The organism is Erwinia aeris (assembly GCF_041224955.1).
Taxonomy (GTDB): Bacteria; Pseudomonadota; Gammaproteobacteria; order Enterobacterales; family Enterobacteriaceae; genus Erwinia; species Erwinia aeris.
The window spans coordinates 312,942-329,265 of record NZ_JBGFFX010000001.1 but is presented as its reverse complement, the minus strand read 5'-3'; the positions used below and the strand labels follow the sequence as shown (position 1 = coordinate 329,265).

General features: G+C 56.8%; 14 protein-coding genes. 7 read left to right on the top strand and 7 right to left on the bottom strand.

Annotated features, from left to right (window positions below; all coding sequences use genetic code 11):
- Positions 1 to 153: 153 nt before the first annotated feature.
- From AB6T85_RS01685 to pdeR, 5 genes are all read left to right on the top strand, one after another.
- A complete protein-coding gene (locus AB6T85_RS01685; protein WP_253453861.1) occupies positions 154 to 2,460 on the top strand; it encodes an FdhF/YdeP family oxidoreductase in 2,307 nt (768 codons plus the stop codon).
- 244 nt (positions 2,461 to 2,704) lie between these two features.
- A complete protein-coding gene (locus AB6T85_RS01680; protein ID WP_301251650.1) occupies positions 2,705 to 4,639 on the top strand; it encodes an exoribonuclease II in 1,935 nt (644 codons plus the stop codon).
- Between the two features lie 172 nt (positions 4,640 to 4,811).
- Entirely contained in the window at positions 4,812 to 6,878 is a 2,067-nt protein-coding gene (locus tag AB6T85_RS01675; RefSeq protein ID WP_253453857.1) for a carbon starvation CstA family protein, read from the top strand.
- Positions 6,871 to 7,161, top strand: coding sequence for a YbdD/YjiX family protein (locus AB6T85_RS01670; protein ID WP_253453855.1), 291 nt, complete (start codon positions 6,871 to 6,873; stop codon positions 7,159 to 7,161). Before AB6T85_RS01675 ends, AB6T85_RS01670 begins: the two co-directional genes overlap by 8 nt.
- A 158-nt stretch (positions 7,162 to 7,319) precedes the next feature.
- Positions 7,320 to 9,305 (top strand): cyclic di-GMP phosphodiesterase, encoded by a 1,986-nt coding sequence (pdeR, locus tag AB6T85_RS01665; protein WP_253453853.1) that lies wholly within the window; start codon positions 7,320 to 7,322, stop codon positions 9,303 to 9,305.
- Here the strand turns inward: pdeR and AB6T85_RS01660 are convergent.
- Positions 9,302 to 10,171: a crotonase/enoyl-CoA hydratase family protein gene (locus tag AB6T85_RS01660; RefSeq protein ID WP_253453851.1), complete on the bottom strand. Its 870-nt coding sequence runs from the start codon at positions 10,169 to 10,171 to the stop codon at positions 9,302 to 9,304. The two genes, pdeR and AB6T85_RS01660, sit on opposite strands and share 4 nt — an antisense overlap.
- A gap of 197 nt (positions 10,172 to 10,368) precedes the next feature.
- Positions 10,369 to 11,070 (bottom strand): L-ribulose-5-phosphate 4-epimerase, encoded by a 702-nt coding sequence (locus tag AB6T85_RS01655; RefSeq protein ID WP_253453849.1) that lies wholly within the window; start codon positions 11,068 to 11,070, stop codon positions 10,369 to 10,371.
- A gap of 372 nt (positions 11,071 to 11,442) precedes the next feature.
- Here AB6T85_RS01655 and osmB point away from each other — a divergent pair, with 372 nt between their 5' ends.
- Positions 11,443 to 11,661 carry an osmotically-inducible lipoprotein OsmB gene (gene osmB / locus AB6T85_RS01650; RefSeq protein ID WP_125287704.1) on the top strand — a complete coding sequence of 73 codons (219 nt, stop codon included), beginning with the start codon at positions 11,443 to 11,445 and terminating at the stop codon, positions 11,659 to 11,661.
- 57 nt (positions 11,662 to 11,718) lie between these two features.
- Here the strand turns inward: osmB and yciH are convergent, their stop codons facing one another.
- From yciH to pgpB, 5 genes are all read right to left on the bottom strand, one after another.
- Positions 11,719 to 12,045 (bottom strand): stress response translation initiation inhibitor YciH, encoded by a 327-nt coding sequence (gene yciH / locus AB6T85_RS01645; protein WP_301251646.1) that lies wholly within the window; start codon positions 12,043 to 12,045, stop codon positions 11,719 to 11,721.
- Positions 12,045 to 12,806 (bottom strand): orotidine-5'-phosphate decarboxylase, encoded by a 762-nt coding sequence (pyrF, locus tag AB6T85_RS01640; RefSeq protein ID WP_369894663.1) that lies wholly within the window; start codon positions 12,804 to 12,806, stop codon positions 12,045 to 12,047. The genes yciH and pyrF overlap by 1 nt, the downstream gene beginning before the upstream one ends.
- A gap of 182 nt (positions 12,807 to 12,988) precedes the next feature.
- Positions 12,989 to 14,158 (bottom strand): lipopolysaccharide assembly protein LapB, encoded by a 1,170-nt coding sequence (gene lapB, locus AB6T85_RS01635; protein ID WP_253453843.1) that lies wholly within the window; start codon positions 14,156 to 14,158, stop codon positions 12,989 to 12,991.
- 6 nt (positions 14,159 to 14,164) lie between these two features.
- Positions 14,165 to 14,473, bottom strand: a complete 309-nt coding sequence (locus tag AB6T85_RS01630) for a LapA family protein (protein WP_253453841.1) — start codon at positions 14,471 to 14,473, stop codon at positions 14,165 to 14,167.
- Between the two features lie 134 nt (positions 14,474 to 14,607).
- Complete coding sequence (gene pgpB / locus AB6T85_RS01625; RefSeq protein WP_253453839.1) at positions 14,608 to 15,369, bottom strand: phosphatidylglycerophosphatase B; 762 nt, start codon at positions 15,367 to 15,369, stop codon at positions 14,608 to 14,610.
- A 212-nt stretch (positions 15,370 to 15,581) separates the two neighbouring features.
- Here pgpB and ribA point away from each other — a divergent pair, with 212 nt between their 5' ends.
- Positions 15,582 to 16,175 (top strand): GTP cyclohydrolase II, encoded by a 594-nt coding sequence (gene ribA, locus AB6T85_RS01620; RefSeq protein WP_125287710.1) that lies wholly within the window; start codon positions 15,582 to 15,584, stop codon positions 16,173 to 16,175.
- Positions 16,176 to 16,324: the final 149 nt, after the last annotated feature.

The window sequence follows — 16,324 nt, the reverse complement described above, 5'->3', positions numbered from 1 at the left end:
TTGATATGTCTCACGCTTTAGCGATAAACCCCAACTATCGCATGATTAAAGCAATCAATTAGACAATTTTGTTAAGAAGTCACAGACTGTGCCGATAAAAGAAGTAATAACTTCTTAACAAGACAAAAACATTGTAACCACCTGCGAAGCACTATGAAATTTAAAACTGCAATAAAACCCTACCAGGCGGCGGCGGGCGGCTGGGGATCACTGGAAGCGACAACCCGTTTCGTTTTTGACAGCAAACAAGTTCTGAAAAATATGCGCAACCTGATGCGCATGAACAAAGCCAAAGGCTTTGACTGTCCCGGCTGCGCCTGGGGCGACGATAACAAAAGCACCTTCAGCTTTTGTGAAAACGGCGCCAAGGCCGTGACCTGGGAAGCGACGCGCCGCTTTATCGACGCCAGCTTCTTTGCTCAACACAGCGTTTCCGCCCTCTATAAGCAGAGCGACTACTTCCTGGAATATCAGGGTCGCCTGACCGAGCCGCTACGCTACAATCGTGAAACCGACCATTACGAGCCCATCAGCTGGGACGACGCGTTTGCCCTGATCGCCCGCCATATCAAGGCGATGGACAATCCTGACCAGATGGAGCTTTACACCTCTGGCCGCGCCAGCAACGAAGCCTCCTGGCTTTATCAGCTGTTTGGCCGTATGAACGGCAGCAATAACTTCCCGGACTGCTCAAATATGTGCCACGAGGCCAGCGGCACCGGCCTGAAGCGCAGCATCGGCGTGGGCAAAGGCACTATTCGCCTGGATGATTTCGATCACGCGGACGCTATTTTTGTTTTCGGCCAGAACCCCGGCACCAACCACCCGCGTATGCTGCACAGCCTGCGTCACGCCGCCGATCACGGTGCAAAAATCGTGACCTTCAACACGCTGCGCGAACGTGGCCTGGAGCGCTTTGCGGATCCGCAGAAGCCGCTGGAAGTGGTAACCAGTAAAGCGGGCACCATCAGCTCTACCTATTATCAGCCGAACCTCGGCGGTGATATGGCAGCGGTGCGCGGCATGGTGAAAGCGCTGGCGGAAACGCATTATGCCCGTCTGGCTGCTGGCGAACCTGGCCTGTTTGATGAAGTCTTTATCAATGCCAAAACCGAAGGCATGGAAGCTTACCTGGCTGCCGTCGAGGCGACGGAATGGTCGCATATCGTTCAGCAGTCCGGCCTGACCGAACAGCAGATCCGTGAAGCGGCCGCTATCTACCAGAGCGCCGAGCGCGTGATCTGTACCTGGGCGATGGGCATCACGCAGCACAAGCATTCTGTGGATACGGTGCGCGAGATCGTTAACCTGCAGCTGCTGTTTGGCCAGCTGGGCAAAAAAGGCGCAGGCCTTTGCCCGGTTCGCGGCCACAGCAACGTGCAGGGCAACCGCACCATGGGCATTGACGAGAAGCCTTCTCAGGCCTTCCTCGACAGCCTGGGCAAACACTTTGGCTTTGAGCCACCGCGCGAAATCGGTCACAACACGGTTGAAGCGCTGGAAGCGATGCTGCGTGACGAGATCAAAGTGCTGATCGCGCTGGGCGGCAACCTGGCCGCCGCCGCGCCGGACAGCCCGCGCACCGAAGAGGCGCTGCGTCGCTGCGGCCTGACCGTGCAGATCAGCACCAAGCTGAACCGCAGCCACCTGTGTCCTGGTGCCGTTGACGCGCTGATCCTGCCGACGCTGGGGCGTACCGAGCAGGATATCCAGGCGACCGGCCCGCAGTTTATCACCGTGGAAGACTCCTTCAGCATGGTTCACGCCTCTGAAGGCGTGGGCAAGCCTATCGCCGAGACGCAGCGTTCCGAAACGGCGATCGTTGCCGGTATCGCGCACGCCGTGCTGGGTTCGGAAAAAGTGGACTGGCTGGGCCTGGCAGCGGATTACAATCTGATCCGCGACCATATCGCCGCTACCATTCCGGGCTTTACGGATTTCAACGCTAAGTGCGATATCAAGGGCGGTTTCTATCTGGGCAACGCCGCGGCAGAGTTCCGTTTCAATACGCTGAACAATAAAGCGCAGTTCAGCGCCGCCAGCCTGCCGGACTCGCTGTTCCCGCAGCTGGATGTGGAAGTGCCGTTTACGCTGCAAACGCTGCGCTCGCACGACCAGTACAACACCACGATTTACGGCCTTGATGACCGCTACCGTGGCGTGTATGGCCAGCGCGAAGTGCTGTTTATCCATCCGGAAGATATGGCGCGTCTGGGCTTTGCGGCGGGCGACAAGGTGGATATCGAAACGCTGTGGAACGACGGGATCACCCGTAAAGTCAGCGAGTTCAAGCTGGTGCCTTACAACATTCCAAAAGGCAACCTGGCGGCCTACTATCCGGAAACCAACCCGCTGGTGCCGCTTTCCAGCTTTGGCGACGGCAGCGGCACGCCAACGTCTAAATCGGTGCCGGTGAAAATCACCCTGTCCGAAGTGAAGCCAGGCTTGCGTATCGCCTGAGTCACAATGCGCTAACACCAGGCCGGGATTTTCCCGGCTTTTTTATTTCTTACGGCTGGCGACAGGCATTCGCGGCTGGAAAATTCTTCCGCCCTTTTGCCGCCGCCAGCCCGTGCCAAAAAAAGCGCGGCAATTCAGCGCACAGCCTCGCAAAGCCCGCGATTTTCCGGGCTTTTTACTTGCCGCGGGGCGGTTAATCGCGTAAAACTGTCTGCCGCTCTTAGGCCACGAAAACGTTGAGATTATGTTCCAGGATAACCCGCTGCTCGCGCAGCTCAAAGAGAAACTCCACTCCCAGACGCCGCGTGTTGAAGGGGTGGTAAAAGGCACCGAAAAAGGCTTCGGCTTTCTGGAAGTTGATGCCCAGAAAAGCTATTTCATTCCGCCGCCGTTCATGAAAAAAGTGATGCACGGTGACCGCATTGTTGCCGTGCTGCAAACCGATAAGGATCGTGAAGTCGCCGATCCGGAAAAACTTGTTGAGCCTTTCCTGACGCGTTTTGTCGGCCGCGTGCAGAAGAAAGACGATCGCCTTTCTATCGTGCCCGATCATCCACTGCTCAAAGACGCTATTCAGTGCCGTCCCGACCGCAACCTGAATCATGAATTCCAGGCCGGCGACTGGGCCGTGGCCGAGATGAAGCGCCATCCGCTGAAAGGCGATCGCACTTTCTACGCCGAGCTGACCGCTTTTATCACCACCGCTGACGACCATCTGGCGCCGTGGTGGGTAACGCTTTCCCGCCACAATCTGGAGCGCGAAGCGCCGGAAGCCGTGGCTGGCGAGATGCTTGACGAGCAGCTTGAGCGCGAAGATCTGACCGCGCTGGATTTTGTTACCATCGACAGCGCCAGCACGGAAGATATGGACGATGCGCTGTACGTAGAAGCATTACCGGAAGGCCAGCTGCGCCTGACCATCGCTATCGCCGATCCGACCGCTTACGTGGCGGCGAACAGCGAGCTGGATGCTATTGCCGCCGAGCGCGCGTTCACCAACTACCTGCCGGGCTTTAACATTCCGATGCTGCCGCGCCAGCTTTCCGATGACGTCTGCTCGCTGCGTCCCAACGAGCGCCGTCCGGTGCTTGCCTGCCGCGTAACGGTAGCGGCCGACGGCACGCTGGGCGAAGATATCCACTTCTTCGCGGCCTGGATTGAATCCAAAGCCAAGCTGGTTTACGACCAGGTTTCCGACTGGCTGGAAAACAGCGGCGACTGGCAGCCGGAAAACGACGCGATCGCTACCCAGATCCGTCTGCTGCACAAGCTGTGCCTGGCGCGCGGCGAGTGGCGTAAAACCCACGCGCTGGTGTTTAAAGATCGCCCTGACTTCCGTTTCCTGCTGGGCGAAAAAGGCGAAGTGCTGGATATCGTTGCTGAACATCGCCGCATCGCTAACCGCATCGTGGAAGAAGCGATGATCACCGCCAACATCTGCGCTGCCACCGTGCTGCGCGAGAAGCTGGGCTTCGGGATCTACAACATTCACCTCGGTTTTGACCTGGTGAACGCCGAGCAGGCCGCCAGCGTGCTGGAAAACCACGGCGTGAAGGTCGATCCGCAGGCTATCGCCACGCTGGAAGGTTTCCGCGTGCTGCGTCGCGAACTGGACGCGCAGCCGACCCAGTTCCTGGACAGCCGCATCCGTCGTTTCCAGTCGTTCGCCGAAATCGGCATCGAGCCTGGTCCGCACTTCGGGCTGGGACTGGAAGCCTATGCGACCTGGACGTCGCCTATTCGTAAGTACGGCGATATGATCAACCATCGCCTGCTGAAAGCGATGATCAAAGGCGAAGCGGCTTCCCGTCCGCAGGATGAGATTACCGTGAAGATGAGCGAGCGCCGCCGCCTGAACCGTATGGCAGAGCGTGACGTGGGCGACTGGCTCTATTCCCGTTTCCTGCAGAAAGCGGCGGGCACCGACGAGCGCTTTGCGGCGGAGATTATCGATGTGTCTCGCGGCGGCATGCGCGTGCGCCTGACCGCTAACGGCGCCGTTGCCTTTATCCCTGCGCCGTTTATTCACGCGGTACGTGATGAGATGGTATGCAGCCAGGAAAGCGGCACGGTGCAGATCAAAGGCGAAGTGGTTTATCGCGTGACCGATCTGATCGAAGTGACCATCGCAGAAGTGCGGATGGAAACCCGTAGCATCGTGGCTCGTCCGGCAGCCTGATGCTCTGTCAGGCGGGACGCCCTGTCCCGCCTGCTTCTGTCGCCCTTGCTCTCTGAGGTCGCGCGGAGAAAAAAACCTCTTGCCTCACACTTCTTATTCCCCCTGCTTTCACTAACAAAATATCAACATTACTTTAGCGTTATCTCGCTGGGAGATAACAAGGAGTATTGTGATGATCAAGGTAAAATCGGCCATTGTCTGGGCCGGCGTGGCGATAGTCGGCGCGATCGCCTTCGCCATGCTGGCGCTCAGCCGCGGTGAACAGGTTAACGCGCTCTGGCTGGTGGTGGCCGCCGTGGCCTGCTACAGCATCGCATGGCGGTTCTACAGCCGCTTTATCGCCAAAAACGTGTTCGAACTGGACGACCGTCGGCTCACTCCCGCCGAAAGGCTCAACGACGGGCTGGACTACGTGCCCACCAATAAATGGGTACTGTTCGGCCACCATTTTGCCGCTATCGCCGGCGCCGGCCCGCTGGTCGGCCCGATTCTGGCGGCGCAAATGGGCTTTTTGCCCGGCACGCTGTGGATCCTGATCGGCGTAATGCTTGCGGGTGCGGTACAGGATTTCCTGATCCTGTTTATCTCCACCCGCCGCGACGGCCGCTCGCTGGGCGAAATGGCGAAACAGGAGCTGGGCGCGTTCGCGGGCGTTGTGACCATGCTGGGCGCGCTGGGCGTGATGATCATTATTCTTTCCGCGCTGGCGCTGGTGGTGGTCAAAGCGCTGGCCAACAGCCCCTGGGGATTGTTTACTATCGCGGCCACCATCCCTATTGCCCTGTTTATGGGGATTTATATGCGCTTTCTGCGTCCGGGAAAAATCGCAGAAGTATCGCTGATTGGTTTTGTGCTGATGATGGCGGCAATTATCTACGGCGGCAACATCGCGCAACACGAGTTTTGGGGACCGTTTTTTACCCTCAAAGGCACTACGCTGACCTGGGTGTTAGTTATTTACGGTTTTGTCGCTTCCGTGCTGCCGGTGTGGCTGCTGCTGGCGCCGCGCGATTACCTTTCCACCTTCCTGAAAATCGGCGTGATTGTTGGTCTGGCTATCGGCATTTTGTTTGCCATGCCGGAGATGAAAATGCCCGCCGTGACGCGTTTTATTGACGGCAGCGGCCCGGTGTTCGCCGGCAGCCTGTTTCCTTTCCTGTTTATCACTATCGCCTGCGGCGCTATCTCCGGCTTTCACGCGCTGGTCTCCAGCGGCACCACGCCCAAGCTGATTGAACGTGAGAGCCATATCCGCATGATTGGCTACGGCGCGATGCTGATGGAATCGTTTGTCGCGATTATGGCGCTGATCTGCGCTTCGGTCATTGAGCCTGGCGTCTATTTCGCCATGAACTCGCCTGCCGCACTAATCGGCACTACGGTAGAATCCGCCTCGCAGGCTATTAACGGCTGGGGCTTTGTGGTGACGCCGGAAATGCTGAGCGGCATCGCCAGAGATGTTGGCGAAGGCACTATCCTTTCTCGTGCCGGCGGCGCGCCTACTTTTGCCGTAGGCATGGCGCATATCATTACCGAAGTGTTTAACAGCCGCGCCATGATGGCGTTCTGGTATCACTTTGCCATTCTGTTTGAGGCGCTGTTTATTCTGACCGCCGTGGATGCGGGCACCCGCGCCTGCCGGTTTATGGTGCAGGATCTGGTGGGCACCGTGGTGCCGTCGCTGGCGAACAACCGTTCCTGGCTGGGCAATATGGCGGGCACCACCGTGGCGGTAGCGGGCTGGGGGTTCTTTGTCTATCAGGGCGTGGTCGATCCGCTTGGCGGCATCAACACGCTGTGGCCGCTGTTCGGCATCGGTAATCAGATGCTGGCCTCAATGGCGCTGATCCTCGGCACCGTTGTCCTGTTTAAGATGAAAAAACAGCGTTACGCCTGGGTGACCATCCTGCCGACGGCGTGGCTTTTTATCACCTCAATGTATGCAGGCTGGCAGAAGATTTTCCACGAAAAACCGGCCATTGGCTTTCTTGCTCAGGCCAGAAAGTTTTCTAAAGGCATTGAGGACGGCATGATTATCGCGCCAGCCAAAACTGTAGCGGATATGCAGACTATCGTGTTCAGCAATCAGATCAACGCCGCGCTCTGCGCCTTTTTTATGCTGGTTGCCGTTACCATGCTTATCGCGGCTTTTTTCGTCATTCGTCGCGCATTAAACAGTCAAAGCCCGACGGTGCACGAAGCCGATATTTCCCTGCGAAGCGAGGCGCGTCATGGCTAGAGCGATTTTTTCCCGACCTGCAAGAAACCGGCTTCAGGTGATCCGCTGTCGACCTTTAGCCACAACGGTATTAAAAGAATCACTAACGTTACGTTTGTTAATGTCGCGGCTGGCGCAGTGTTTTCGCCTGATGGTTGGCGTTCAGGACTATCAAACCTACCTGCGACATATGCAGCAGCATCATCCCGCTAATAAGGCCATGACGGAGAAAGAGTTTCACCGCTACTGCCTGGAAGCCCGCTTTCCTTCCGTGGCGGGAAAAGTCGGAAAATGTCCCTGCTGATCTCCGCCCCGATCGCGCGGTCGGGGCTTTTTTCGCCATAGTTAATTTCCGACATAAAAAATATCTTAAACATTGCGCTTGTGATTATCCTGTTTGCCGAATACTGTTGCTAAAATAAGAAGATACAGCCTGTATTGCATCCTCCAGGGAGAAATCTGATGACCGATGAGCAAGGGCAATCACTACTTTATACCTGGTTTGGTACTAACAGCCCTCATTGGCGTTTAAAGTCCGACAGCGATGCGCTTTTATTTGCAGAGGATGAATCGGCCGATACGCACGTCGTTATCCCCTTAACGCCTACGCAGGCGAGCCTGCTGCGCGCGATGACCGTGATCACCTCCAGCGTGAACCTGACGGTGTCGCTGTATGGCGAGCCGCTTTCCATGCATCTGGTTGGCCGCCGCGTTAACCAGACCGAATGGGCGGGCAGCGCCTCCGCCTGGGGCGATACCGCAAGCGTGGCGCGCGATCTGGCGCTGGGCCTTTCGTTCGCCGAACAGGTGGTGTCAGAAGCCAACTCGGTGATCGTCATCCTGGACCAGCGCGGCAATATTCAGCGCTTTAACCGCAAAAGCGAGGAGTATACCGGGCTGAAAGAACAGGAAGTTATCGGCCGCAACGTCTTCCAGCTATTTATGACCCGCCAGGAGGCGGCTTCGTCACGTCGCAACATCAGCGGTTTTTTCCGCGACGGCAACTCTTACGAAGTGGAAAGATGGGTGAAAACCCGTCAGGGACAGCGTTTGTTTCTTTTCCGAAACAAGTTTGTCCACAGCGGCAGCGGGAAAAATGAAATCTTCCTGATCTGCTCCGGCACCGATATTACCGAAGAGCGACGGGCGCAGGAGCGTCTGCGGGTACTGGCGAACACCGACGGCATTACCGGCCTGCCCAATCGTAATGCGATCAATAACGCTATCGCAGAAGCGCTGGCGGAAGAGGTGCAGCAGCAGATCGGTATCGTCTATCTCGACCTGGATAATTTCAAGAAGGTTAACGACGCCTATGGCCATATGTTCGGCGACCAGCTGTTAAAAGCGGTGTCGCTGGCTATCTTAAGCTGCCTGGCAAAGAACCAGACGCTGGCGCGCCTGGGCGGCGACGAATTCCTGGTGCTGGCGGTCGGCGCGACGCAGCAAGAGCTGGAAGCGATGGCTACGCGCATTCTCGACAGGCTCAGACAGCCCTTCCGCATCGGGCTGATTGAAGTCTATTCCGGCTGCTCTATCGGCATCGCGCTGAGTCCGCAGCATGGCGAAGATCGCGAGAGCCTGATCCGCAATGCGGATACGGCCATGTATACGGCAAAAGAGAACGGGCGCGGCAAGTACTGCATTTTTGCGGCTGAAATGAATCAGCGGGTATTTGAATATCTCTGGCTGGATACCAATCTTCGCAAGGCGCTGGAGCAGGATCAGCTGATTATCCACTATCAGCCCAAGCTGGATCGGGCCGGTGAAGTGCACAGCGTAGAGGCGCTGGTACGCTGGGTGTCGCCGGAACGCGGGCTGGTTTCACCGGCGGACTTTATCTCCTATGCCGAAGAGTCGGGGCTGATCGTGCCGCTGGGCCGCTGGGTCATGCTGACCGCGCTTGAACAGATCCTGGCCTGGCGCAAAAAAGGCATCAACCTGCGCGTGGCCGTTAACGTCTCGCCGCGCCAGCTGCTTGATGAAAGCATCTATATCGATCTGAAGCGCGCGCTGGGCAAAGCGAACCTGGCGAGCTGCCCGCTGGATATTGAGCTGACCGAAAGCTGCCTGATTGAAAACGAGCAGCAGGCGTTGACGCTGATGAATCAGTTCCAGGCGCTGGGAGCGGAAGTGCATCTGGACGATTTCGGCACCGGTTACTCCTCCCTTTCGCAGCTGGCGCGCGTGCCGATTAACGCCATCAAGCTGGATCAAAGCTTTATTCGCGGTGTTAACAGTCAGCCGGTTTCACAATCGCTGGTGCGGGCGATTGTCGCGGTCGCGAAGGCGTTGAATTTGCAGGTTATCGCGGAAGGTATCGAAACGACAGAGGAAGAGACATTTATAATGGCGAGCGGTGTGGACGCTCGCCAGGGATTTTTATATGCCAGGCCTATGCCCGCAGACGCGCTGGAGCAATGGCTGGCAAAACGTTACGCCGGTGCTTAACCCGCTTTACGCATAACCTGCGCGCTGTGGCGGTTCTGCAGCTGTACCAGCCTTTCCATATAGGCTATATCCTTGGGTTCGATAGAAAAGGCGAATTCCACCCAATCTTCGGTGATATCCATCAGCTCTGCCCGCGTCAGCTGCAATACTCGCTGACGCGCCTTTAACATCGCTCTGACGCCGTTGAGTTTCGGTTTCATCGTGTCGATAAAGGTGCGGGTAGTCTGGTAGCCCTCGCCCGGCTGGAACAGCCGATCGACCAACCCTCGCGTTTCGAACCATTCCGCCGAATGCGACTCTCCTTCGCAGATCAGCTCTTCCGCCAGCTTCATGCCCGAACGCCGGGCCACCAGCGAATAGCCGCCCATGCCCGGAAACAGGTTGAACGCAATTTCCGGGAAGCCCATGCGCGCCGTGTCCTGCGCCAGGATAAAGTGGTGCGCCAGCGCGGCCTCAAAGCCGCCGCCCAGCGCGCTGCCCTCGATCATGGCGATGGTCACCGCGCCGGTATCAAACCCGCGCGCCGCCGCATGAATGCAGTCCACGCAGGCGCGCGCGTAGGCCCGCAGCGCTTCACGACGCCCGTTTTTAATGCATTCCACAAAAAATCCGAGGTCGCCGCCCGCATTAAACATCGTCGGCACCAGCGAGCCGGTTACCCAAAAGTCGATGGGCAAGCCGGAACGCTGCGCGGCATAGCTAAGGTTCATTATCTCTTCGATAAGCTCATGGTTAAAGCTGGGGCGCGGCTGCGCGCGTAGCATCATCCATAACGTGCGTCGTCCTTCTTCGTAGTAGGCGGAAAGCTGAGTGGTTTGTCCAGCTTCGCTAAACAGCCGGCAGGTGGTCTGATTAATTACGGTCATATTCTCATCCTCTGTTTATGGGTGCGCTTAAGCGCGCTCCAAGCGTAATGCAGAGTGCGAGACGGCTGTACTTTCGTTTGATTTTAAAGGTAAATTATTTTCACCCCGCCGGCCTGAAAGCCAGCGAGGCGCTAATAACTGACGGTTTTTACCGCAAAGACCGGTGGAGGGAAATAACGTTATGATTTCTGATTAAATTATTTTATCTGACCATACCAGGCATTGCTGCCGTGCTTGCGTAAATAATGGCAGTCCAGCAGCGGCTGCTGAATGGCGGGCAGCGACGGCGTTAACAGCTGGCTGTAAATGCCCATATAGGCGACTTCTTCCAGCACGACCGCCGAATGCACGGCTTTTTCCGGCGTTTTTCCCCAGCAAAACGGGCCGTGGGAATTGACCAGAACGGCCGGCACAGCCAGCGGATCCAGATCTTTTTCACGGAAAGTTTCGATAATCACCTGCCCCGTTTCCCACTCATAGCGGGAGCCGATTTCTTCCGGCGTCATCTGGCGACTACAGGGAATGGCGCCGTAAAAATCATCGGCGTGGGTGGTGCCCCAGGCGGGGATCTCTCTGCCCGCCTGCGCCCAAATGGTGGCATGGCGGGAATGCGTATGGACAATGCTGCCTACCTCAGGCCAGGCCAGATAGAGCGCGCGGTGCGTGTCGGTATCGGAAGAAGGCCGCATATTGCCTTCCCGCACCTCGCCGCTGTGCAGATCGACCACGACCATATCTTCGCGTTTCATCGCCTCATAGCTGACCCCGGAAGGTTTAATCACTATCAGGCCCTGCTCACGATCGACCGCGCTTACGTTACCCCAGGTGAACACCACCAGACCGTGGCGAGGCAGCGCCAGATTGGCTTCCAACACCTGTTGTTTCAGTTCTTCCAGCATTTGGTTTCTCCCACTTTTTTCTACATTGTCCCCGCTGGCCAGCCATCAGGGTATGGAGGCAATCGCTGGATGCGTGGCAGAAATTAGCTGGGTGACGGTAAAAAGCGTGGGAAATTAAGATTTTTTACCTGTGAAGACGATCGTCTATGCTTAGAATACGTGCCAGCAATACCTTTACAGAAATAAGTCTGAAACTTAACAAATGTGTAAGTGTTGCTTCACGAGTACGGTAAGAACGACGTGATATATGATGGCAATGTTTTATTTACGTGAGATAAATCGCTAAGAAACGGGCGTATCCGGGCCAAAAGGCAAGGTAAACCTCTATACTTATAGCGTTATTCCTGCAGCAGCAATGATGGAGAAGTGACTATGTCAGTAACAATTAAACGTATTACCGCTGGCCTGCTGGCCGCCACTCTGGTGCTTTCCTTAAGCGGATGCTCAAACTGGTCGAAACGCGATCGCAATACCGCTATCGGCGCGGGCGCGGGTGCTATCGGCGGGTCTATTCTTTCTAACGGCAGCGGTCTGGGCACCGTCGGCGGTGCCGCTGTGGGCGGGATCATCGGTCATCAGATCAGCCGTTAACGGCTGACCGTTAAGCAAAGAAAGCACAAGGCCGCGACAAAACGCGGCCTTTTTGCTTCAGCCGCCCGCCAGCTTCACTTTCAGTCCTTTAGCTTCCAGCAGCGTTTTCAGCAGATCGCGCTTGTCGCCTTGAATTTCAATCACGCCCTCTTTAACCGATCCGCCGCAGCCGCATTTTTTCTTCAGCTCGGCCGCCAGCTTTTCCAGCCCGGCATCCGGCAGATCGACGCCCGTGACCAGGCATACGCCCTTGCCTTTACGGCCGCTGGTTTGCCGCTGTATGCGCACGATGCCGTCACCTTTTGGCCGCTGTACCGCCGCTTTGGGTTCATCGATGCGTCCGGTTTCGGTGGAATAGACCAGACGGCTGTTGTTATCGGCCATTATGCCTCCTGAAGTGATGCGATGATGTTATTCAACGCGGCTGCCGGGTCAGCGGCCTGGGTGACGGGACGACCAATCACCATATAATCCACCCCGGCCTGTAGCGCCTGCTGCGGAGTCATAATGCGCCGCTGATCGCCCGCCTCGCTGCCCGCAGGACGAATGCCCGGCGTGACCAATTTAAAGTCGCTGCCCAGCGTCTGTTTGAAGCGCGCCGCTTCCTGCGCTGAGCATACCACCCCGTCCAGGCCGCACTGCTGCGTGAGCCGCGCCAGCCTTTCAGCATGCTCCGCTGGCGAAAGCTCGATGCCAATCCCGCGCAGATCCTCCGCTTCCATACTGGTCAGTACGGTCACGGCGATCAGCAACGGCGCGTCTTTACCAAAGGGCTTTAGCGCCTCACGAGCGGCCGTCATCATTCGCGCGCCGCCGCTGGCGTGGACGTTAACCATCCAGACGCCCAAATCGGCCGCCGCCGCAACGGCATGTGCGGTAGTATTGGGGATGTCATGGAATTTCAGGTCCAGAAACACCTCAAAGTCGCGCTGCTGTAGATCCCGCACCAGCTGGGGGCCAAACAGCGTAAACATCTCTTTGCCGATTTTCAGGCGGCAGCTGCGCGGATCGATACGGTCAACAAAGGCCATGGCGCTGGTATGATTAGCGTAGTCCAGCGCCACCAGGATCCGGGAGCCGTGAGATGATTGCATGTTGAAACCCTCTGAAATAGCGCACCGCAGGGTGCAGGAGATAAACGGCAAGCATTCTACCTGCGACGTCGTTAAATTCACAGTTTAGCGGCAAGTTTTCCCTTTTCGCCTGCCAGACCATGCGGCTCTCATTGCTGCTGAAACCCTGATATGAAGTTTACTCATTAGTATGTTGTAACTATTTTTCACCTGTTAAAAAAGCCAGCGCTCCACAACAGGAGCCGCTGGCCGGTTTATTGCCCGTCCAGGCCGCGGATAGGTTTAACCGAGGACCAGGCGCGACAGGAAGGACAGTGCCAGTAAAGCGCATGGGCGGTAAAGCCGCACTTGTGGCAGCGGTAGCGCGGCTTGGTGCGGATCTGTTCGCCGACCATATCCCGCAGCACCATCAGGCTCTCTTTTGCCCTACCGTCTTCCGCTTCATGCAGGTGGTAATCCATCAGACGATGGAAAACGCGCATGGTAGGATGGCGCTGCAGCTGGCGATTAATATAGATCTGCGCCACTTCGCCGCCCTCGTCTTTTTCAATGACGTCAGAGAGGTAAAGCTCGGCCGCCGCGCCGGTATTTTCCTCAACGCAGCGCTTCAGATACTCGGCCCAGGCGTTGGGCTGTTGCAGCTGTTGATAGCAGGTTTCCAGCATCGCCAGCGTTTCACTGACCAGCTCTTTATCCTGTTCTATCACGCGCTGTAAAAACCCAACCGCTTTTGCATAGTCGCCTTTCGCCATGTGGATACGCCCCATCATGATCGAGACGCGGGCGCTCTGCCTGTCGGCAGATTCGCCTTTTTTCAGCAGGCCCATAGCGCGATCCAGATCGTCGCTGCCCATCGCCTGGAGCGCCAGCTCGCAGTAGAAATGCGCAATTTCCATACGCTGCTTTTCTTTGCCCAGCTTTACCAGCCGTTCGGCCACCTCGATGGCTTTTGGCCAGTCGCTGGTCGCCTGATGAATAAGCAGCAGCTGCTGCAGCGCGCCGACGCGGAAGTCCGTCTCATCGGTCAGCTGGCTGAACATTTCTTCCGCCCGATCGTAAAAACCCGCGGCCATATAGTCGCGGCCCAGCTGCTGCACGGCCAGCAGGCGCTGATCGTAGGTCAGCGAAGCGCTTTCCATCAGGGCCTGATGAATGCGGATAGCCCGGTCAACCTCGCCTCGCGAGCGAAACAGGTTACCCAACGTCAGATGCGCCTCTACCGTGCCGCTGTCTTCCTTCAGCATATCCAGAAAGAGATCGACCGCTTTATCCTGCTGATTGGACAGCAGGAAATTGACGCCGGCGACGTAATCGCGCGACAGGCGGCTCGCTTCCTGTTGCTTATCCTGCTGCGCGCTCCTGCGCCCCATATACCAACCATAGGCAGCGGCAACAGGCAGCAACAGAAACAGCAGTTCCAACATAGGGGATTATTCCTTAACGGCAGGCACGGCTGGCTGAGCCGCCGCTTCTTCTGCCTGCCCCAGCTTCTGCTGGAGACGTTTCAGTTTACGCTGGGAATTAGCCAGCGCCACGCGCAGACGGAGCCAGAACAGACCGCAAATCGCCCAGCCGATTAAAAAACCCGCAGCGAACAGCGTAGCCAGCAGCGTCGAAACGCGATATTCGCCCTGCGCCAGCAGATAGTTAAAGGTAACCACCTGATCGTTATGCGCGCCAAGCGTAATAGAGATAATGAAAATCACTAAAACCAGTAAAAAAATCAGCAAGTATTTCACAGTCCGTCCCATAGTCTGGTGATAACCAGATGAATTATGCCAAAAAATTAGCCCTGTTGCTTGCCTGATGCGCGCAGGGCGCATGAAATGCCTGCCCAATCCTCAGGTTATGGGGGCAAACGGCGCGAACACAATCACGCCTCGTCGCGTTCGCTTATTTCCTGCTCTTCCGCCGGCGGAACAGTGAGCGGCCCGCTGTAGCGCTGCACCAGCCAGGTCGCCAGCGTAACCAGCACCCAGCTGATAAGCGTTGAGGTGATCAGGTCGCGCGGCCAGTGCATTCCCAGCACCAGACGGCTTGCCATCACGCCAATCGCCCAGGCCACCAGCACGCACAGCGTGACGATACGGCGGCGAGGCCATAACAGCCCTACCGCCAGCAGCGCCCAGCTGGCTGCAAACATGGTATGACCAGAAGGGAAAGCATAGCCGGTTTCAAATTCCCAGTGCGCCTTCAGCCAGTCAGGCAGGCGAGGATCTTCCGCAATCGCTTCCCGCACCATTACGCTGCGCTGCTTGCGGGTCTGCTCGTAAAAGTATTTTTCATCAAGCCCGTGGTTTTGCTCCAGCCACAGCACATAAGGGCGCGGCTCGCGTACCTGATCTTTAATAAACGTTTTGGTGTACTGCCCGAGCAGGATTGCCGACACCACGATCAGCAACAGAATAATTGCCGACTTAAGGCGATAGCGCAGGCACCACAGGAACCACGCGCAGAGGATCACGCTGGTTAAGGTTCCCCATGGACTGGTCACGGTTTCGGTCAGCCAGAACAGCAGCTGATGGCCCCACCCTGTTTCCACCGGCTGCCAGCGCCAGCCGGACAGCAGCACGCCGAACGGCATAATCAACAGCAACAGAGCACCCAGCGTGGTGCGTTTGGCGATCTCAAACATGGCTTTCCCCGGCGATTCAGTAAGGCATTGATTTATTTCTGATGACAACGTGATAAAAAATAATAACATATTGATTGAGATGGCGATAATTGTGCGGTATTAAAACAATCGCTCGAAGAGGTTAACCGCCCGACGCCCGATTGTGGCAAAATAGCTATTATGAATGGTCGGCGCAAAGGTTAGCGCAGCCCCTGATGTATCTGGAGAGTCACATGCAGCTTAAACGGGTAGCAGAAGCCAAACTGCCCACGCCGTGGGGAGATTTCCTCATGGTTGGTTTTGAAGAACTGGCAACCGGTCACGACCATGTGGCGCTGGTTTATGGCGATATAACGAACAGCGAGGCGGTGCTGGCGCGCGTGCATTCCGAGTGCCTGACGGGCGATGCTCTGTTCAGCCTGCGCTGCGACTGCGGTTTCCAGCTGGAGGCGGCGCTGAACCATATCGCGGAAGAAGGCCGCGGCGTTCTGCTTTATCACCGTCAGGAAGGCCGCAATATCGGTCTGCTGAATAAAATCCGCGCCTATGCCCTGCAGGATAAAGGCTACGATACCGTTGAGGCTAACCACCAGCTTGGCTTTGCGGCCGACGAGCGCGATTTTACCCTTTGCGCGGACATGTTTAAGCTGCTGGGCGTTAATGAAGTGCGTTTGCTGACCAACAATCCGCGTAAGGTCGAGATCCTTAGCGAGGCGGGGATTAATATCATCGAGCGCGTGCCGCTGATTGTCGGGCGCAATCCTGAAAACGCGCACTACCTTGATACCAAAGCCGAGAAGATGGGTCATCTCTTGCCAAAAGAGTAACGGATACGGGGCCGACAGCGTCCCGTTTTGTTTTTCCGCGCGGCGCTTTCCCCCTTTCGCGCAAAAAAATGCCCCTGAAAAGGGGCATTTGAGGTCGTTGACAAACTCATTCTCCGCCATCAAGTCGCTTTCAGGCCGGTGAAAAGCAG